The sequence below is a fragment of the Neobacillus kokaensis genome, from assembly GCF_014656545.1.
In the GTDB taxonomy this organism is placed as follows: Bacteria; Bacillota; Bacilli; order Bacillales; family Cytobacillaceae; genus Neobacillus; species Neobacillus kokaensis.
The window spans coordinates 465,530-485,404 of the sequence record NZ_BNDS01000001.1 but is presented as its reverse complement, the minus strand read 5'-3'; the positions used below and the strand labels follow the sequence as shown (position 1 = coordinate 485,404).

Genomic DNA, 19,875 nt, shown 5'->3' with positions numbered 1-19,875 from the left:
TGGCGCCTGACACCAAAGGGGTCTATTTTTTTGAAAGCAAATCTAGCACAAGCTCTTCCTATTCACATTTTAGGTCTTAATAACTATCTGAAAATTGTGACTTTTGTGCATATTTTCTAAATCTACTAAATGGTATGATTTACCTGTATATACTATATTTGGGGGAGTGAGAGATTTTGAGAAATGTAAAAAGAACACTATTGGGTCTAGCAACTGTTATGACTCTAGCAGTTTCTTCAACTGCCTATGCTGACCAGCCGGGATTAAGCGATTTTCCTGAACCTGTTGACCCACAGTCCTGGGTCCTGCCAAGGGATATGAGCTGGAGTGATTATCGCCCGGTCCCTGGTATTGACTGGAATAAATCCGACATTAAAGCAGAGAGAGTGATTAGGGGTGCCCTGATAATTGTTGATTTCCAAGACCGTGATTTTATCTTAAGCGAGCCCGAGGGTTCTGAAATAGCTGGAAATCCGATCGGTACAGGGAAAATCCCGCGAGATCAAATCGGCAAGTTTTGGGAGAATTTTCTTAACAAGCCATCGGCATTGAATAATTATCGAACTGTTAATGAATATTGGCGTGAGAACTCCTTTGGTAAATGGCAAATCGAGGTCAAATCCTTCGGAACCTACCGAATGGATGGCAAAGAACATGAATATGGCCTGAACGAATTCGGACAACAGGTGAATTTGCCACCCGGTGATAAAGGACGAAGTTTAAGATCTGAAGCCCTTCAAAAAGCACAGGCTGACATTACAGCATCCGGGGAAAAATTCGATTTCAATTTTATCATACATGCTGGTTATGATGAATCTGGTGTTTGGCAGGAGTTTGGTGAAATGATGTTCCAAAATGCCGATAAGATTTCAGATGCATTTGGTCCAAATGTGCCAGGAATGCCGAACTCGGCTGTAACCCGCTATGTACCATGGACTTCTTGGTATGCAGCGAAAGGGATTTGGTCCAGTGCAAGCAATGGCACTTCAATTCAAGGGGAAAACGATGGCATGGCTGTTTTCGCACACGAGTTTGGCCATATCATGAAACTGGGTGACAACTATAATAACCCATATGGGATCCCGGTTTCAAGAACCTATTCTGGTCCATGGGAATTAATGAGCCGTGGAAGCTTTAATGGTCCTGGCGGTCCGCACACTCGCTGGATGGTTCCGGCAACGCTTGGTTCTGCAGCTCCATCACACCATATGCTTCGAAACAAAATTAAACAGGGCTTCCTAACAGAGGATCAATATTTGACCTTGGACAGGGACAAGCTTGCTGAAACGGGTCCTGTTTTTACTGATATTCTTGCCCGCGAAATACCAACCGGTAAAGAATTTGGCCGAGATGGTTTACACGGGATTCAAATTAAGATGGTTGATCATACACCAGCAAATTCCTTAAATGACGATTGGCGTGCAGATATGCAGCGCGGTGCCAAATGGTACAATAACTATACGATGGAAGTCGTTGATCGGGTCGGTTTCGACTCTTTCACGCCGGACGCCGGTGTCTTATTGGCAAAAACAAAGGATAGCGAATCTGCACCAAATATTTGGGTCATTGATGCCCATAAAGAAGATATTAATCAAGAAGACTTCAAGCGTCCCGATGGTTCTACTGCAATGCTTTCAAAAGGAGACTACCAGCAGCTAGCGGATGCCCTCTTTAAAGCTGGAACAGGCGAAGGTGTTATAAGTGAATATAAAGATGAACACAACCGTCTTCACTTCTATATTTTGGATAAAAAATATGATAAGAAAGGCGCGCTTTCTTATCGTGTTGCCGTTCGACATATGGATGGGGCTGGTTCCGCCGCCCGCGGTGTCGCCGTTAAGAATGGTAAAACTGAATTTGCTGCACCAGGTAAAATTGGTGTCTATTATTTTGATGTAACAAACACTGGAAAAGCAACGGATTTAATTCGGGTGAGTACAAAAACAGATGCGGGCTGGGACATTCAGCTGCAGCATAATGTTGTGGAAGTAGAAGCTGGAAAAACAGTCAGCGTGCCTGTTTACGTGAAAATTCCAAAAGGCGGCGACATTCAGCCCGTTCCTACCAAACTAAACTTTACAGCAATTTCTGAAACGGATAAAAGTAAAACAGCTGTGTCCACGCTCCGCGTTGGTCCTGGGAATGGGAATAAATAGGTATTAAACAAAACCAGCAATCTCGTAAATGGAGATTGCTGGTTTTGTTCGTAATTTAATTTTTAAAAATTAACTGCCTTTTTCCCTTCCACAATTGGCAGATAGATATAGCTTTGGCCAAGATGGACTTGGAAAGTTGCCCCTGTGGTTGAAGGAATGGTTCGCTGATAGGAGCTGCCGGCTATGATTACCCCGATACGATGACCTTTCTTAAATACATAATCATGCGGAAGTGCATCCCATACAAATTTATAGTTTTTGCCCGGATTTAATGGATCAGTTAGTAACAGTGACTTCCAGTTTTGCGGGTCGAACCAGCCTCTGGATACAATTTCATATGGAGCTGTATGCGTCGTTTTAACTGTTTCTCTGTAACAGGCATCATCCGTGTCGCTGCTTTCACCCCAACACGTTTCTTCAGCAATCGTTCGAATGCCTTCCCCGCTGCTTCTATGGTTTACACGGGTATCCAGCCCATAATCAACAATCATCACGGTTAAATTGGAATTCTCTTTATCTACCGTTGCACGTAAAGAAATTTCTGGAGCACCGCTTAATCTAACATCGTCGCTTAATGGTTCCGATAAAAATACCAATCGGTCACTCTTAACGGTTGTTTCATTACTTACCATTTGTGTTTCAGTTTGCCGCGGATTATCGGTAAATGGTTGTGAAAGGTTTCCTCTGACCGGACCGGTTGTCAGTACACCAGGTCCATCTTCTTTTTCACCAGGTGCTAGTCGAATTTTAAATTCCTGTGCATTGTTATCTGGCCAAGCACCACGAGTTTCCCATTCATCAGCCGCTCTTTCGATATCTACTTGAGGCTCGTCCATAATACCGTTTTGGATACCCATTAGCCAGTAATCAAACCAGCGATGCAGCGTATCCACCCATTCTGCTCTTCTAAAATCAAATGGATCGACATGCCCTGTTTGTGTCAGCCATAATTTACGAGGGATCTTTTCCTTATTTAAGGCATCCCACCATTCGCCAAAATGGTTCATTTTTACGTTTAAATCGTTTAGTCCGTGAATCGCAAAGACACTTGCTTTAACGTTTTTCACATCTTTCACGTAGTTTCTTTCATCCCAAAACTTATTGTAATCCCCTGTCGCGTCATCTGCTTCCTTATTAAGACGATCGAAAACATGTTGACATGCTGCTTTACGGGAACTATTTACAACCCTGCTGGCCAGTCCCCCAGGTCCATTGCGGTAATACGTCAACCCAGCATAGCGGTAATAGTTATACCAATTACTTATGGCCCCAATAGGAACAATGGTTTTTAATCCTTCTACTCCTGTTGCGGCTACCCCATTTGCCAATGTTCCGTCATAAGATTTCCCTATCATACCCACATTTCCGGTCGTCCATTCCGCTTTTACTTCTTGATTGTTTTTATCAAAAGCCTGTGCCCTGCCGTTGAGCCAATCGATCACAACTCTAATACTTTCGATCTCTTCAAAGCCTCCGGTTGTCGGACAGCCATCTGATTGGTTTGTGCCTACCATTTCTGGTAACGCAACAGCATACCCTCTTGGTACGAAGTAATTATCATAGAACAATGGAAACTTCTCATTAATTCCGTCTTTATCCTTGTCCTTTACCTCACTCTCATTCCCTCTTCCTAAACTCTCGTAATATGGGCTTGCATCCATAATGACTGGAACCTTAAGCCCTTTGTCTGATTCTTTTGGACGGATGATATCAACTGCAATTTTGTCCGGAACACCGTTTTCATCCGTATCAAGACTCGATTGAACAAAAACCGTCTCTCTGATTGCATCCTGATAGGAGTATTTCGGTTCTGTCTTTAATACGATTGCTGATCTCGTTGTCTGATTTTTCTCTGAAACTACCGTTTCCGCATTTGCATTATACATTGATGAAAGAGTTAAGGCTAACGTTGTTACAATTGTTGCAACTTTTAATAATTTTCTCTTTTTCATTTTGACTCCTCCTCCCCTATTCATATTCATTGTAGGATATCGAAGGATTGTCCAATAGTGATAAAGTTCCTGATGTTCCAAATATTTCATTGTAAATATTTAGGATGAAAGTCTCAATATATTGCAACATCCCTTTTTTTCATTGATTAGTTTAATGTCGGTTTATTTCCCCTATTTTTTCCTACAATAGACCTAAATGCATTATTTTTTGAAACCTGCCTATCATTTAGCCCGTATATAAAATTAATTTCGTTGAAGGAGTCGAATAACTTTGCCAACAACTGAATCAGCTGAATTTTTAAAACAGGAATTAAACAAAATTGAAAAATGGGAAAAGGATCAAAAAGGGTTATGGTTTTGGGAAAAAATTGGACGAATCCCCTTCGCCATATTGGATAAGTTGACGCCGAAATTTATTCAAGACAAGATTGGCATTGCTCTCGATGAGCTAGGCAGCTACATACAAACAGGCGGTCAATATTTAATCAGTGAGAAAACGATTTTTAAAAAGTTTAAACTAGAAAATGAGGTAACCAGCTTAGAACAAGTGCAGCAATTACCGCTTTTAAAAATGGACGAGACAGCGGAGGAATTAAGGAACTCTAGAAAAAGGGTTGCAACGATTCAAGGCGCAACCACTGGATTTGGCGGGATTTTTACGCTGGCTATCGATATTCCAGTTCTGCTCGGACTTTCACTTAAAGTTCTGCAGGAAATTGCTTTATGTTACGGCTATGACCCGAAAGAAAAATCGGAACGGATCTTTATCGTTAAGTGCCTGCAGTTTACTTCCTCCGATGTCGTCGGAAAAAAAGCCATTTTGGAGGACTTAACCAATTTTAGTTCAGAGGCTAAAAATAACCGAATCATTTCGCAGCTTCAAGGCTGGCGTGAAGTAGTGATGACCTATCGCGATAATTTCGGCTGGAAAAAGCTATTTCAACTTGTCCCGATAGCAGGTGTAGTTTTTGGTGCTTTTATCAATCGGTCTTCCATCCAGGATGTGGCTGAAACGGGGATTATGTTGTATAGAAAACGAAGAATTTTAGAACGGATGCACCAGAAGGAAGGACTGGGCGAAGCTTAAATACTAGTAAAACAATATAGACCGATCAGGCAGCCAACATTTGATGGCTGCCTGTTCTTTTATCTATAAAGTAACCTCTTACTTTTCGAAATAAATTTAAAACTATTAGACAATATATTTTATAAATCTTATAATATCTTTAATATTTCAAAAAGCGAACACAATAGGAGTTATCATGGAAAAATATACGCATGTTTTTCAAGGGACTGCTTTTACCAGCAAGTCACCGAAAGAAGTACAAGTTTTAAAAGACCATCTTTTCTGCATCAATTCAGATGGGATAATCGAAAAAATTATTGCACCGGAGGATACCGATTATCAACCTTTACTAGATTTATATCATGGTGAGGAAAACTTCCATCGTTTAGCAAACGGTCAATACCTATTACCCGGCTTTGTAGATTTACATGTTCACGCACCGCAATGGGCACAATCCGGTACAGCCTTAGATATCCCTCTTAATGATTGGTTAAACACCTATACCTTCCCGATTGAATCCAAATTTTCCGATTTGGAATTTGCAAAAAATGTGTATGAGGATGTTGTTAGTACGCTTTTGGCAAATGGGACAACGACGGCGCTTTATTTTGCCACTATTCATAAACAGGCGAGTTTGCTCCTTGCTAAGATCTGTGCAGAAAAAGGCCAGCGTGGTTTAGTTGGAAAGGTGGTAATGGACCTCCCGGATCAAAATCCAGCATATTATCGTGATGCTGATGCAAAAACAGCTCTCGCTGATACGGAGGAATTTATTTTAGCAGTCAGAGAATTAGCAAAGTCAACCAAACAAGGTGTCTTCCCTGTCGTGACCCCGCGTTTTATCCCAAGCTGGACCGACGAGGCACTTAACGGATTAGGGGAATTAGCTGCCAAGTATGATACATATATACAATCGCACTGCAGCGAAAGTGACTGGGCGCATGGGTATGTTCAAGAGCGCTTCAACAAAAATGATGCCTTTGCATTGCATGATTTTGGTCTTTTACGTGAAAAATCGGTGATGGCACATTGTAATTTTTTAAATGAACAAGATGCTGCATTGTTTGCTGAAACAGGCACGGCGATAGGCCATTGTCCAATATCCAATGCCTATTTTGCTAATAGTGTCATTCCAATTTCCCACCTTCATTCAAAAGGGATTGAGATTGGCTTAGGCTCCGATATTTCTGGAGGCTTTTCGCCAAGTCTTTTTGATAATGCACGGCAGGCAGTGATGTCATCTCGGATGCTGGAGGATGGAGTTAATCCGGCTCTTCCTGCTGAAGAACGGGGTGTACCGAATTCCCGACTGACGATTGATGAAGCATTTTATTTTGCAACTGCTGGAGGCGGTGAAAGCTTGAGCCTGCCAATCGGTCGTTTGGCTGAAAACTATGCATGGGATGTGCAAATCATTGATACTAATTTAGGCTTTTCCAAGCTGCCTATCTATAATGTTTATGAAAATTTACATGATATTTTCCAAAAAATTATGTACTTAGTGCAGCCAGAAAACATTCGTGAAGTCTGGGTGCAGGGTGAAAAGGTACATTCTCGTTAATAGATTTTGATAAAAAAAACGGTCTTTGCTCATGAAATCGTGCTAAAGTAAAGACCGTTTATTTTTTTCTGCAAAAAAGTAGCTTTTATCTACATAATTATGACTTTATTTACAAATAACAGGATATTATCTACAAAATATCATTGCTCTTCTACACTTTTTGAATAATATGGATAATCACCCTTCTTAAGGAAAAACCCTTGTTGTTTTTCCATAAAATTGTCCCATAGACACCTTCTATGGGACAACTCTTCATTCTTTTCCTATTAAACTTTCCTATAGACCACTTCTATGGGACAAGTCCTCATCGTTTTCCTGCTAAACTGTCCCTTAAAATTTTTTTAAAACAAGCTAGAATCAATCGTGGAAATTCGTTCCGTCGGTTACAGCCTTGATGATTTCAGCACGAATGACAAAGTCACCGAAGTGTTCCCCATCAAAACGTTCCTTAGCATAGCGGGACAATAATACACGAAGTTCGCTTAAAATTTCTTCCTCGCCAATGTTTTCACGGTACATTTTATTTAAGCGGCTGCCGTCAAACGCTCCACCGAGATACATATTGTATTTCCCCACAGCTTTCCCCACAAAGGCAATTTCAGCAAGTGCTGGTCGTGCGCAGCCATTCGGGCAGCCGGTCATCCGAATCGTGATTTCTTCATCACGCAGACTGTTTTCATCCAAAATTTCTTCCACTTTTTCAATTAGATCTGGTAAATAACGCTGACTTTCGGCCATTGCCAAACCGCAAGTAGGAAGCGCCACACACGCCATCGAGCTGCGGAGCAGTGCGGAATGGATCCTTCCATCCGTCAAACCGTATTGCTTAAGCAATCCACTAATTTGTCCTTTATTTTCACTTGATACATTTGCAATTATAAGGTTTTGATTAGCCGTTAAACGGAAATCTCCTGTATGGACTTTAGCAATTTCACGCAGCCCGGTCTTCAATTTGTAATCCGCAAAATCCTGTACGCGCCCGTTTTCTACAAACAATGTAAAATGCGATTTTCCATCAATACCTTCCACCCAGCCATAACGGTCACCGTTATGATCAAAATGATAGGACCTTGCTTCCTCCAGCTTCCATCCGAGGCGGTTTTCTAATTCTTCCTTCACTACTTCTAGACCTAGCCTATCAATTGTGTACTTAAAACGGGCGTTTTTACGGACAGAGCGGTTTCCATAATCACGCTGAATGGTAATCGTTTTTTCCGCCACTTCGACAATTTTCTCCGGAGTACAGAAGCCAATCACTTTGGCAACCTGCGGATAGGTAGCTTTATCACCATGAGTAAAGCCCATACCGCCGCCGATGGCAATATTAAATCCAGCCAGCTTACCGTTTTCAACAATTGCAATCAATCCTAGATCTTGTGAAAAAACATCCACATCATTCGATGGCGGCACCGCTATCCCAATTTTAAATTTTCGCGGCAAATAAAGCGCACCGTAAATCGGTTCAACTTCCTCAACATCGGGGGTGCCGGCCACTTTTTCCTCATCAAGCCAGATCTCATGATACGCTCTTGTCCGTGGTAATAAATACTCACTTAACGTGCTTGCATATTCATAAACTTGGGAGTGAATCTCCGATTGATATGGGTTCGGGTTGCACATCACGTTCCGGTTAACATCGCCGCAAGCTGCTAACGTGGTTAACAGAACATCATCGATTTCCTGTATGGTTTGTTTCATATTCCATTTTAAAATTCCGTGCATTTGGAATGATTGGCGAGTGGTCAGCTTTAACGCCCCGTGGGCATATTTTTCTGCTAGGTCCTCTAGCACAAGCCATTGCTCAGATGTAACCACCCCGCCTGGCGCACGGACACGGAGCATAAATCCATAGGCCGGTTCAAGCTTTTGTTTTTGCCGTTCATTTCTAAGGTCGCGGTTATCCTGCAGGTAGCTTCCATGGAATTTCATCAGCCTATTATCATCATCGTTAATGCCGGCACTTAAGCGATCCTGAATCGATTCTTTTAACGTACCCTCCAAATAGTTGCTTTCCTCTTTTATACGCTCTACATCACTCGGCGGTCCGCCAGGTGCTGTTAAAATTTTTTTTAAAACCATGTTAAAAAAACTCCTTTCATACCTATCAATATACATCCCGTTGGTAACGTTTTTGCTGCTGCAAATCGCTCAAATATTCTACTGCCTTTTCTCGGCTTAAACCGCCTTCTTTTTCAATAATTTCAAGCAGAGAGTTGTGTACATCATGCGCCATATGTTTTTCATCACCGCAGATGTAAAAATAAGCTCCTGCTTCCAGCCATTCAAATAGTTCTTTGCTATGTTCGAGCAAGCGATGCTGCACATACACTTTTTCTGCCTGGTCTCTTGAAAAAGCAACATCCATTTTTGTCAAGACACCTTCTTTTAACCATTTTTGCCATTCCGTCTGATATAGGAAATCTGTTACAAAATGCTGATCACCAAAGAATAGCCAAGACTTCCCTTCCGCTCCGGCTTCCTCCCGCTCTTGCATAAAGGAACGGAACGGCGCGATACCCGTTCCTGGTCCAACCATGATGATTGGAGCATCCGAGTTCTCAGGCAATTTAAAGTTTTCATTATGTTGAATAAAGATTGGCAGCGTATCCCCCGGCTGTAAGCGCTCGGCAGCAAGGATTGAGCAGACTCCGTTTCGCTGTCTGCCATTCGCCTCATAGCGGAGTGCACCAATCGTTAAATGTACTTCATCGGGATTCGCATTTAAGCTGCTGGCAATCGAATACAACCGCGCCGGAATTTTACGAAGAACCGAAACAAACTCTTGTGCTGATTCTCCCCATGGTCCGAAATCACGGATTAAATCTAGTAGGTCACGACCTTTTAGATATTCTTTTACTTTATCCTCATTGCCTGGTGAAACAAGCTCATGTAATTCTTGATTGCTTGATAGCTTGCTGATTTTTTCAAGAAGTGGTTTTGTTAAAACCGTAATTTCATAAAAAGAGAGCAAAGCATCTTTCAGCGTACGAATATCTCCCTGTTTCACCGTCACCGGTTCCTCTTGATTCCATTTCAATTCATAGAGAAGGAATTCCACAAGTGCCGGGTCATTTTCCGGATAGATTCCTAAGCTGTCGCCAGGTTCGAATGTTAATCCAGATCCCTCCAAAGAAATTTCCAGATGGCGGGTTTCTTTATTGGAACCGCGTCCATTTAGATTAATGTTTTCTAATACTTCTGCTTGGAACGGATTCGTCCTTGAATAAACGGATTCAGCCGTCTGCAGTGATGCCGCTGGTGTTGGAACAGAATTTTGGATTTGCGATTCACTCAAGCTACCGAGCACACCTTGGATCCATTCTGCTGCAGGTTCATCATAATCTACATCACAGTCAAATCGTGGATACAAACGTGTGCCGCCTAATTCCTCCAAGCGCTTATCAAAGTCTTTTCCAGTCTGGCAAAAGAATTCATAAGAGCTGTCACCGAGTGCCAATACAGAAAAGTTTAATTCCGTCAGTTTTGGTGCCCGTTTACTATAAATAAATTCATGGAAGGTCAGCGCATTATCCGGCGGATCCCCTTCCCCGTGTGTACTCACGACAATGAGAAGATTTTTTAGTTTCTTCAAATTGTTCGGTTTGAAATCACTCATAGCCGATACGGTTACTATTGATCCATTAGCTTCAAGTGCGGCGGCAGCTTTTTTAGCCAGACCCTTGGAGTTCCCCGACTGCGAACCATAAAGGATGGTTACTTCTTTCGGGACTGCCTGATTACTATTTTGTGATAATTGTGGTACTGCAGTATTTCCTTGAATAAAAGCTGGATGAATGGCTGCAGCTAAATAACCGCTTAACCAAACTTTCTGTGATTCTGTTAATGTTGGCAGAAGGCGGTTAAGGAGTTCTGCCTGCTCCTGACTAAACGGACTGTTTAATACCTGTAATGACAAAGAAATCCACCTCACAATGGGTTATTTATATATTTTTTTAAATCATAGGGTTGCCCGTTCCACTACAACGTCTTCGACCACCTTATGGCGGCTCAATGGTTCGGTAACAAGCACCAACCTGCCCTGCTTTTTCCACTTCTGGACTTCGCGGTTTACTTCTGCACTAAGAAGGCCGGAAAATAATAGATAGGGAACGACAATGACCTTGCCGGGTGCTTTTTCTAAAATGGTATTAAGGCCCTCAGGCAGCCTTGGCTCTGAGGCGGCTAAATAACAAACAGAGACATATTCAATGCCGAGAAGCTCCCTAAGACCATCTTGAATTCCCCTAAAATCATCCAAAATCGCCTGATCGCTGCTGCCCCTGCCGACAATCAACAAGCGGTCCTGCTGGGTTAAGGTTCCTGCACTCTTCCACACAAGCTCAGCAACTGCATTCAAAATTTTCCCCTGTACACCGAAAGGATCCTTTACTTCAAGTTGAATGTGAGGGTAACTGGCCCGTAAGGAATCTAGGACTCTAGGAATATCTTGTTTAATATGGCCCGCGGCTAACAAAAACAGCGGTACAATGGTAATTTCCGTTGCACCCTTTTCCACGCACTGCTGAAAACCATCCTCAATCAACGGTTCTGTCAACTCTAGGAAACTAATCTCCTGAATGGGGACATCGATACGATGGATAACCCTTTCAATAAAACCCTTAGCCTCCTCAGCTCCTTTTTTCGAGCGAGTGCCATGACCAATGTAAAGTATTGCCTTCATCCATGTACCACCGGCAATTTTGGGACAATCTCATCCTGGAACCAATTTAATTTTTCGTGCAGCCGTACGACCTCGCCAATCACGATCATACTAGGATTTGAAATTTGTTTTTGACGCACTAGATCCTCAATTGTGTCTAATGTTCCGACAACGGTCCGCTGATCGCTCAACGTTCCCCAATGAATCAAAGCAATCGGCGTTTGCGATGGTTTCCCATGGCGGATTAACTGATTTATGATTGTGGGAAGCTGCGAAACACCCATATACACACAAATCGTATCAACCCCAGTTGCAAGCTTTGACCATTGATGCTCTGCCGCTTCATCACCAGCTTGATGGCCGGTAATGAAAGCAAAGCTTTTACTCAAAGTTCGATGCGTGACCGGAATTCCTGCATAAGCAGAAGCGGCAATCCCAGCTGTTATGCCGGGGACAATTTCAAACGGAACATCATTTTTAGCACATTCCTCAGCTTCCTCACCACCGCGTCCGAATACAAAAGGATCTCCCCCTTTTAAACGAACAACCTCATAGCCCTTCTTCGCATACTTCACCAAAAAACGGTTAATCGTTTCCTGTTTCATCGTGTGGTAATGGGGCAGCTTGCCACAATACACTAGCTGCGCCCCCTCCTTGGCATGCTTCAACAGTTCCGGATTTACCAGGCGATCGTAAAGAATGACATCTGCCTGCTTAATGCAACGCAACCCTTTGACGGTAATCAGATCGGGATCACCCGGTCCTGCACCCACTAAATACACCTTACCGACCATCGCCAATCATCCTTTCTCTTTTTCTATAAAAAACTAAATAAAGTTCTGGTCTTGAAGAAATGCAATAATTTCCTTCACCGCTTTTTCCACTGTTAATAGATCCGAGCGAATAATAATTTCTGGCCGGGCCGGAGCCTCATATGGTGAATCAATACCAGTAAAATCCTTTATTTCACCACGGCGCGCTTTCGCATAAAGCTTTTTTGGGTCCCGCCTTTCACACTCTTCAATCGGACAATCGACAAACACTTCAATAAAATCCCCTTCATTAAACAAGGCGCGAACCTGGTCACGGTCTGTACGAAACGGTGAGATGAATGCAGTCGTTACAATCGTTCCGCTGTCAACAAACAATTTAGCTACTTCACCAATTCTTCTTATATTCTCCGTCCGGTCTGCCTCGGAAAAACCAAGGTCCCCGTTCAGCCCATGACGAATATTATCGCCATCGAGCACATATTCATTGATCCCCATACGGTATAATTCAGCAGAAACTGCGTTTGCAATGGTTGATTTCCCAGAGCCTGAAAGTCCGGTAAACCAGAGGACGCAGCTTCCATGGCCATTTTGCAGATGACGGTCATACTTTGTTACGGCAGCATTATGCCAAGTAAGATTTGTTGCTTTCACCATTTTTCCATCCCCCTTATACGGCAGCGTTCTCTTTCAGTCCTTCTATCAGCACTTCGACAACCTCTTTTCGACTGAAGGTAGATGGCGGCAGGACTCCAGAACGCAGCATTTCCCTAACCTTTGTTCCTGATAGAATGACCCTGTCTTCCTTAGTGTGCGGGCAGGTTTTATCGGAAGCCATTCCCTCGCATTTCGTGCAATAGAAGCTGTGTTCAAAGAACAATGGCTTAATGCCGAGTTCTTGCTCAGAAAATTCACTGAAAATAAGCTGTGCATCATAAGTTCCATAATAATTACCCACCCCAGCATGGTCGCGGCCGACAATGAAATGGGTGCAGCCATAGTTCTTACGGGCAATTGCATGGAAAATTGCTTCCCTTGGACCGGCATAACGCATTGCCGCTGGATGTACACCGAGCTGCACACGGTCTGCAGGATAGTAGTTTTCTAAAAGTGCACGATAGCTTTTTAAACGGACATCAGCTGGAATATCATCTGACTTCGTTTCTCCGACAAGCGGGTTTACAAACAGTCCGTCAACTATTTCAAGCGCCGCTTTTTGAATGTATTCATGCGCCCGGTGGATCGGGTTGCGGGTTTGAAAGCCTACCACTGTTTTCCAGCCTTTTTCTTCAAACAGGGCACGCGTTTGCTGCGGTTCAAACCATACATCGCTAAATATCCCCTTTTCCGACTTTTTTACTAAAGTAACTTCTCCGGCTACATAAACTGGGCCTCTTTCATATAGCCTTTTGACACCTGGATGTTCGAGTTCCTGCGTTTTATAGACTTGGAGTGCTTCTTTTTCTAAATCCGGCTCATACCATTCGGACACGGTGATCACGCCGTAAACTTCATTATCAAACGATAATTTGATTTCTTCCCCTACTGTTAATCTACTTGCGGTTTCATACGATACAGGCAGAGTTACGGGTATGGACCATATCGTATTATCGGTTAGGCGCATATTTTCCACAACGGATTCATAATCAGCCTTTCCGAGAAAACCTTTGAGCGGACTAAATACACCTACACCAATTAACTCAAGATCACTTAATGCAATTACATCAATTTCAAGTTTCTTTTCAATTTGAGAAAAATCAAAATTTGGATTATACGCTTGAATTAATGTCCCTCCATGAGGTTGTGGTAAAAATGACATGTAAATCAGACCTTTCTTTTTAGTAGTTAATTAGATTTGTTAATTCCTTTATCGGCGAATCGCACTTTCTAACTTAACCCGTGAACGACAACTTTTCAAAAAAGCTCTTCCTTCGGCTGCTTCGTTCGCTTCATCAAGGACATCACGCCGAATACGGAAACCAATACTCCCGCCATCGCGATAATCGGGTAAAAATTATGTTCAATCACCATTTGAATCATGGTATATGACAACACCATTGATAACACCGGTGAAACGAGCCATACTGTCAACAGTTTAACGACAATATCTTTTTTCAACACTGTTTTACCGTGCTTCGCATAGCCGATCCCTATGATTGAGGATGTCGTGATTTGTGTCAGCGGGACAGGAATCCCAAACAGCGAGGCAATCGTTACAATACTGGCACCTGTTCCGGAAATAACGCAGCCTTCTTCAAGCTTCAAAGTGGTAATTTTCTTCCCATTCGTCTCAAGAACCCGCCGCCCTAGCAGTAACACGCCAATTGCTACGAATAATCCTCCCCAAAGAATTCCATCTCCCTTTGAAAGGATCCCAGCCCCAACTAGCGGTCCCACGGCATTAGCCACATTATTCATCCCAGCCGAAAATGCCTCGAAAAGCCCCATAAATACTACCAATAGCGATAGAAACGGTACTGCTCTCCGGGCCGAAACCACTCGTTGTACCGTATTGCTTTTTAAAAAATAGGACGCTGCAATGGCTATTAAAAATGCTGCAAATGGAGTAAGGAGCCAGAACAACATAATCCACAGGAGACTCCCTACAAATACTGACTGATAAACAATTCCCGCTCCAACCACCGCCCCCACTGCCACTTCACTGGTAGATAGCGGAATACCGAAGATATTAGCCAAAAATAATGATAATGAAGCGGATGCCAAGACAATTAAGGCAAGCGGGACAGTAAATGTGCTAGAGGGTACAATGCCGCTCCCAATCGTTTTCACGACCTCCCCGCCGCCTAGCCAGGCACCCAAAAATACAGCAATACTGCATAACAGTAAAGAAAGACCCTTCTTAATAACACCGGAGCCGTAGGCGATTCCCATTGATGCAGCGGCACCGCTTCCGCCAATATTCATTGCAAAAAACAAACCGATGATAATAGCCAGCATTAAGAGCATTGTCATATCCTCCTTAGCGTGTGTGCAGGCCGCACTCCGTCTTTCCGCTTCCTGCCCACCGTCCCGCACGTGAATCGCCTTCTGCCAAAACAGGCTGAGTGCATGGAAAACAACCGATGCTCGGATACTTTTGGTCATGCAATTTGTTATATGGAAGATCTTTTCTTCGGATGTAGGACCAAACATCCTCCCAAGTCCAGTGAATTAGCGGACAAATTTTGATGTTCTTGAATTTATCATCCTTATTGATAAACTCAGTGTTTGCTCTTGTCGGCGATTGTTCCCGCCGAAGCCCAGAAATCCATGCTTGTTTCGTCGTCAATGTTTCCCGTAACGGAATCACTTTACGAATTTCACAGCATTTGTTCGGGTCTCGCTTCCATAATGCCGTTCCATATTGTTCTGCTTGTTCTTCAAGGGTTATCGCTGGCTGCTTGCGCTCAATCCTCAGGCTCGGGAAACGAGCTTCCATTTTGTCGATGACTTCATACGTTTCGAGGAAATGTAACCCCGTATCAAGGAATACAATATGTGCATCCGGTTTCACCTGCTGAATCAAATCAATCAGCACAATTGCTTCTGCTCCAAAGCTTGAAGCATAGACAATTTGTTCTGCCGTATAGGCATTGTAAGCCCAATCTAAAACGGCTCTCGCCCCTTTGGTTTCATCTTTGACATCAAAATCACTGGATATTTGCCTCCAATTTTCAAATGTTACGGTACTTGTCATTGCGGTAATCCTCCTTCATTTTTCCGGCGGGCCGCCTTTTTTTAATAAAAAAAGACAGTCTGCCACGTTTGATAACATGGAGACCGCCTCTAGTTTTTCTAGTCAGCGATTTTTATTTGATTTAAGACGAACCTTTTCATTTTTTTCAATTTGAACTATCCTGCCATCCTGTACCACAAGGGTAATGGAACCAAATTTTAGGGATTCCAGCATTTTCTCAAGATGTGCCAATAATTCTTCTTTATTCTCTATCGTCAGTGGATTCGCCCCCTTTTCATAAAAAAATCCTTTCCACTTGGGAAAGGATTACATTTGTAATCTCCTTATCTCCCAAAATGACGTCATTTTGCTGGATTTGGCACCTTGCTTGGCAGGTTGCCGGGCTTCATTGGACCAGTCCCTCAGCCGCTCTTGATAAGAAATGATATTTGATGAAATTAATCCTACCATACCTATAGGTTTTGTGCAATTAGTAAATGAGCAATTTTTTGAAAAAATATAATTTTGGGCCATTGGACTCATTACAGCCTTAATAAGGGACAAAAAATAGCCAGAAGGACAACCTTTTATAGGAAGTGTCGTTTCTAGCTACCATAAGGTATTATTCATAATCTCCAAGCGTTTTATAAGTTGAATTTTTCTTTAAGATTGTCAAAATGTCATGAACAAGCTTGGTCATTTCCTTGCCATCCGAACTGTGATCACACTCTGTCCATTCAAAATGACGTTCTCCCGAATTAATCCAGACATTCAGTTCATAGCGTTCATGTGGTTTTTGATTACATTTTGTCGTTAAATTTTTATCTCCTAGGTAATTTGAAAATTTCAGCAGCTTGTAGATTTGATTCAGTTCCTTCTTGGAAAATTGAAAGTCACCCACTGCGACTGTTTCGCCATTTTGTAAGTCCTTGATTAACTTTTCCTCTTTTGTATTAATCATGTTTTTCTTCCCGACCCCATAGTTTAACTCAAAAGCGAAATTGTCCTCTTTGTCCACATCATGAAAAATCGTTAGCAATCCCTTCATCGGCTCATTCTCGCAGCCAGTCAATAGGTAATTTGTTTCTGTCTCTAATTCTTGTTTTTGAATTCCTTTACAAATCGATTTTGTTACTGCCCCATGACCATATTCATCTTCTCTCGTGTCCAAAGTAAACGTTAATTTGGAATCAGTGTAATCTAAATCGTGGTAAATCGGGTCTCCCTCGATCGTATAGCGTGTCAGCCGTACCTTATCTTTCTTATCGTTCTTCACATTGTAAATAAAATCATCCAAGCGCTCAACGTTTTGCAAGCCGCCGTGTGTTTCGACTATCTCATTTTTTTCCGTTAAATCCTTGTCCTTTAGCGGGATTCCCGCTGTTTGGCAGGCAGAGAAAATAACACAGAATGCTGATATAAATATACATACAAAAACCTTTCTAACCAATTTTGCCACACCCCTTTTAAAAAATGTGACGAAATTGGAAAAGAAAGGTTTCATTTCCTAATGTGCAGTTATTCTTCTAGTATTAAAATGCTGCTTAGGATCTCCGCTCTTAAATGCTCATTTGTCCGATAACGGTCATCCAATATCTTTTCCAATAGCTTGTTCTTTTCTTCAATTGAAATTTTAAGCTTTTTCAGCTTGTTCCTGCAACGTGAAAGGAATTCCAAATATGTTTCCCAAGATTGATCAAATTGCGATTCCAAATCTTGCTTTAGTTTGCGTGTCAGTTTAGGACTTGCCCCATTGGTGGATATCGCAATTTGCAGCTGTCCACGTTGAATGATTGCCGGAAAAATGACATTTCCTTCCTCTGCTTCATCTACCACACATATTAATTGATTTGGTGAGAGCTGTTCCGCCAAAGCTTTATTGATTTGTCGGTGGTTTGTAGCGAGAATGACCATAAATGCGTCACTTAAGTCAGCTGGAAATGCTTCTCTCTGGATTAAGCTATACCCCGTTTGCTTAGATAGCGCCAGTACATCTTCGCTAAACTCTGGTGCAACAAAGGTGATTTCCGGCTGCGCCGTTTCCAGGTTCTTGGCCTTTCTTGCAGCAATCTTCCCCCCGCCGACGATTACTACTTTTTTTCCTTTTAAATTAATAAAAAACGGCTGCATATTATTTGGCAAACTCCGTCACCAGCTGATCAAACTGCTTCAACGCATTGTCAATTGGCTCAGATGTCGTTAAATCCACGCCCGTTTTCTTTAACAATTCCAGCGGATAATCCGAGCCGCCGCTTTTTAAGAACTCTAAATACGAAGCCAATATCGTTTCATCTCCAGCTAACAGCTTTTCAGCAATATGAATCGCTGACGCGAAGCCAGTTGCGTATTTATACACATAAAATGGACGATAGAAATGCGGGATCCTCGACCATCCGTATTTTACCTCTTCATCGAACACTATTTCATCCCCGTTGTATTGTCTGAACACGGATTCGTAAATTTTATTAAACGCCTCAGCGTTAAGCGGTGTACCTGCTTCGGCCATTTCGTGGGTGATTTTTTCAAACTCGGCAAACATCACCTGGGTGAAAAACGTTCCCCTAAATTGATCGATAAAATGATTCAGCAAATGCTTGCGGACCGCATCATCGGCCTCGTTTTTCAATAAATAATTTATTAAGAGGACTTCATTAACCGTAGAGGCAACCTCAGCAACGAAAATACTGTACCCGGCTGAAATTCTTGGCTGATGCTTGCTGGAATAATAGGAATGCATGGCATGACCGAACTCGTGAATCATGGTAAACATACTATCTAAATCATCATGATGATTGAGCAAAACAAAAGGATGGACATCGTAAACCCCTAAGTTGTAGGCACCAGAACGTTTTCCAGGTGTCTCCCGTATGTCTATGTAGCGGGCATCCTTGAATGTTTTTAACGTCGAAACATACTCTTCACCGAGCGGTGCCAATGCTTTTAAAATTGTTTCATATGCTTCACCATATGATATTTCCAATTTAACTCCTTTAACAAGCGGTACATTTAAATCGTATTGGCGCAGCTCTTCAACGGCGAGCTTCTCTTTCCTTAAAGCAGTATAGCGGTGAAGCGGACCAATATTTGCCTTTGTCGCCGTAATCAGGTTTTCATACACTTCTTTTGGGACCATGTCTCCAAACAGTCCTTTTTCCAGAGCGGACGGATAATTTCTCAGCCGCGAAAGGGTCACATTTGTTTTAATATTCGAGGACAGTGTTGAAGCAATAGAATTTTTTAACTGCAGATATGGTTTGTAATAAGCCTTGTAAGCCTCACGCCGCTTATTTCGGTCTTCATCTTCTATTAATTTCGAGTACATACCGCGGGTTAATTCTACCTTTTCACCATCGTCGCCCGTAACCTCGCCAAACTTAATGTCAGCATTGTTCATCATATTAAACGTATGGCTTGGAGCGGAAAGTGCTTCGCCCAGCTGAGACAAGATTTCTTCTTTTTCCTTACTAAGCACATGTGCTTTATAGCGAAACGAATCGAAGAGATCCTGTTCAAAATATTGCAGGCGCGGCTCCTCTTGGATATATTCCATCAATGTGCTTTCTTCGAGGCTTAATAAAAATGGCATGAAAAACGAAGATGCTGCGCTCATTTTGACTGCCAGCTGCTTGGCACGGTCAACTAACGACTGTGCACGAGTATCCCGTGTATCGACATCGGCCTGAAGCATTCCGTAAACATACACAAGGTTGAATTTGCTTGAAACTTCTTCCTTTTGAGATAAATACTGATAAAGTGAAGCCCCATCATGAATAGCCCCGTCATATTGTTTTAATTGCGGCAGCATCGTTTCAATAAAATGATAATCTTTTTCCCAGTCCTCTATTGATAAATAGATGTCTTCAAAGCGCCATTTTTCAGTTTCCGGAATGTCCGCCCGTGATTTATAGATAACCGTCATTGTCATCCCCCCAACTTTTATATTACTTTATTTTACCATCAACCCAGCTAGAATTTCTTCAATTTTGCCGCCTGCTAGCAAATGTTGGTATAATCAACCTAAAATCTGCAACATG

Annotated in this window: 16 protein-coding genes and 1 riboswitch; of the genes, 3 read left to right on the top strand and 13 right to left on the bottom strand. The window is 42.4% G+C overall.

Features of this window, described 5'->3' with window-relative positions:
- Positions 1–176 precede the first annotated feature (176 nt).
- Complete coding sequence (locus IE222_RS02345; protein WP_191269286.1) at positions 177–2,156, top strand: M6 family metalloprotease domain-containing protein; 1,980 nt, start codon at positions 177–179, stop codon at positions 2,154–2,156.
- Between the two features lie 62 nt (positions 2,157–2,218).
- On the opposite strand, the gene IE222_RS02340 is transcribed toward IE222_RS02345, so the two are convergent.
- A complete protein-coding gene (locus tag IE222_RS02340) occupies positions 2,219–4,108 on the bottom strand; it encodes a Xaa-Pro dipeptidyl-peptidase (RefSeq protein WP_191269284.1) in 1,890 nt (629 codons plus the stop codon).
- 271 nt (positions 4,109–4,379) lie between these two features.
- Between IE222_RS02340 and IE222_RS02335 the strand changes: the two genes are divergently transcribed.
- Both IE222_RS02335 and guaD read left to right on the top strand, forming a co-directional pair.
- On the top strand, positions 4,380–5,195 hold the full coding sequence (locus IE222_RS02335; protein WP_191269282.1) for an EcsC family protein: 816 nt from the start codon (positions 4,380–4,382) through the stop codon (positions 5,193–5,195).
- A 175-nt stretch (positions 5,196–5,370) separates the two neighbouring features.
- Positions 5,371–6,735, top strand: coding sequence for a guanine deaminase (guaD, locus tag IE222_RS02330; protein WP_191269279.1), 1,365 nt, complete (start codon positions 5,371–5,373; stop codon positions 6,733–6,735).
- Positions 6,736–7,092: 357 nt separating this feature from the next.
- Here guaD and cysI read toward each other — a convergent pair whose 3' ends face one another.
- From cysI to pepF, 12 genes are all read right to left on the bottom strand, one after another.
- A complete protein-coding gene (gene cysI / locus IE222_RS02325; protein WP_191269277.1) occupies positions 7,093–8,814 on the bottom strand; it encodes an assimilatory sulfite reductase (NADPH) hemoprotein subunit in 1,722 nt (573 codons plus the stop codon).
- A 25-nt stretch (positions 8,815–8,839) separates the two neighbouring features.
- Entirely contained in the window at positions 8,840–10,651 is a 1,812-nt protein-coding gene (locus tag IE222_RS02320) for an assimilatory sulfite reductase (NADPH) flavoprotein subunit (RefSeq protein ID WP_191269275.1), read from the bottom strand.
- A gap of 42 nt (positions 10,652–10,693) precedes the next feature.
- Positions 10,694–11,416, bottom strand: coding sequence for a sirohydrochlorin chelatase (locus tag IE222_RS02315; protein ID WP_191269273.1), 723 nt, complete (start codon positions 11,414–11,416; stop codon positions 10,694–10,696).
- The gene (gene cobA / locus IE222_RS02310; protein WP_191269271.1) at positions 11,413–12,189 is read right to left on the bottom strand and encodes a uroporphyrinogen-III C-methyltransferase; all 777 of its coding nucleotides are present in this window, start codon (positions 12,187–12,189) and stop codon (positions 11,413–11,415) included. Before cobA ends, IE222_RS02315 begins: the two co-directional genes overlap by 4 nt.
- A gap of 33 nt (positions 12,190–12,222) precedes the next feature.
- Positions 12,223–12,822 carry an adenylyl-sulfate kinase gene (cysC, locus tag IE222_RS02305; protein ID WP_191269269.1) on the bottom strand — a complete coding sequence of 200 codons (600 nt, stop codon included), beginning with the start codon at positions 12,820–12,822 and terminating at the stop codon, positions 12,223–12,225.
- Positions 12,823–12,835: 13 nt separating this feature from the next.
- Positions 12,836–13,984 carry a sulfate adenylyltransferase gene (sat, locus tag IE222_RS02300; RefSeq protein WP_191269267.1) on the bottom strand — a complete coding sequence of 383 codons (1,149 nt, stop codon included), beginning with the start codon at positions 13,982–13,984 and terminating at the stop codon, positions 12,836–12,838.
- A gap of 95 nt (positions 13,985–14,079) precedes the next feature.
- Positions 14,080–15,132 (bottom strand): sulfate permease, encoded by a 1,053-nt coding sequence (gene cysP / locus IE222_RS02295; protein ID WP_191269265.1) that lies wholly within the window; start codon positions 15,130–15,132, stop codon positions 14,080–14,082.
- A gap of 13 nt (positions 15,133–15,145) precedes the next feature.
- Complete coding sequence (locus IE222_RS02290; RefSeq protein ID WP_191269263.1) at positions 15,146–15,862, bottom strand: phosphoadenylyl-sulfate reductase; 717 nt, start codon at positions 15,860–15,862, stop codon at positions 15,146–15,148.
- Positions 15,863–15,964: 102 nt separating this feature from the next.
- Entirely contained in the window at positions 15,965–16,093 is a 129-nt protein-coding gene (locus IE222_RS02285; protein ID WP_370464996.1) for a YezD family protein, read from the bottom strand.
- 89 nt (positions 16,094–16,182) lie between these two features.
- A riboswitch (SAM riboswitch) is annotated at positions 16,183–16,283 on the bottom strand.
- Between the two features lie 180 nt (positions 16,284–16,463).
- A complete protein-coding gene (locus IE222_RS02280; RefSeq protein WP_191269261.1) occupies positions 16,464–17,291 on the bottom strand; it encodes a DUF4362 domain-containing protein in 828 nt (275 codons plus the stop codon).
- A gap of 68 nt (positions 17,292–17,359) precedes the next feature.
- Positions 17,360–17,983 carry an NAD(P)-binding protein gene (locus IE222_RS02275; RefSeq protein ID WP_223282553.1) on the bottom strand — a complete coding sequence of 208 codons (624 nt, stop codon included), beginning with the start codon at positions 17,981–17,983 and terminating at the stop codon, positions 17,360–17,362.
- Positions 17,973–19,760, bottom strand: coding sequence for an oligoendopeptidase F (pepF, locus tag IE222_RS02270; RefSeq protein WP_191269257.1), 1,788 nt, complete (start codon positions 19,758–19,760; stop codon positions 17,973–17,975). The genes IE222_RS02275 and pepF overlap by 11 nt, the downstream gene beginning before the upstream one ends.
- Positions 19,761–19,875 lie beyond the last annotated feature (115 nt).

What these genes read in the sequence shown, in the direction of transcription:
- IE222_RS02340 (WP_191269284.1), bottom strand. Translation starts at nt 4,108, where the DNA reads ATGAAAAAGAGAAAATTATTAAAAGTTGCAACAATTGTAACAACGTTA.
- guaD (WP_191269279.1), top strand. Translation starts at nt 5,371, where the DNA reads ATGGAAAAATATACGCATGTTTTTCAAGGGACTGCTTTTACCAGCAAG.
- cysI (WP_191269277.1), bottom strand. Translation starts at nt 8,814, where the DNA reads ATGGTTTTAAAAAAAATTTTAACAGCACCTGGCGGACCGCCGAGTGAT.
- IE222_RS02315 (WP_191269273.1), bottom strand. Translation starts at nt 11,416, where the DNA reads ATGAAGGCAATACTTTACATTGGTCATGGCACTCGCTCGAAAAAAGGA.
- cobA (WP_191269271.1), bottom strand. Translation starts at nt 12,189, where the DNA reads ATGGTCGGTAAGGTGTATTTAGTGGGTGCAGGACCGGGTGATCCCGAT.
- cysC (WP_191269269.1), bottom strand. Translation starts at nt 12,822, where the DNA reads ATGGTGAAAGCAACAAATCTTACTTGGCATAATGCTGCCGTAACAAAG.
- sat (WP_191269267.1), bottom strand. Translation starts at nt 13,984, where the DNA reads ATGTCATTTTTACCACAACCTCATGGAGGGACATTAATTCAAGCGTAT.
- cysP (WP_191269265.1), bottom strand. Translation starts at nt 15,132, where the DNA reads ATGCTCTTAATGCTGGCTATTATCATCGGTTTGTTTTTTGCAATGAAT.
- IE222_RS02290 (WP_191269263.1), bottom strand. Translation starts at nt 15,862, where the DNA reads ATGACAAGTACCGTAACATTTGAAAATTGGAGGCAAATATCCAGTGAT.
- pepF (WP_191269257.1), bottom strand. Translation starts at nt 19,760, where the DNA reads ATGACGGTTATCTATAAATCACGGGCGGACATTCCGGAAACTGAAAAA.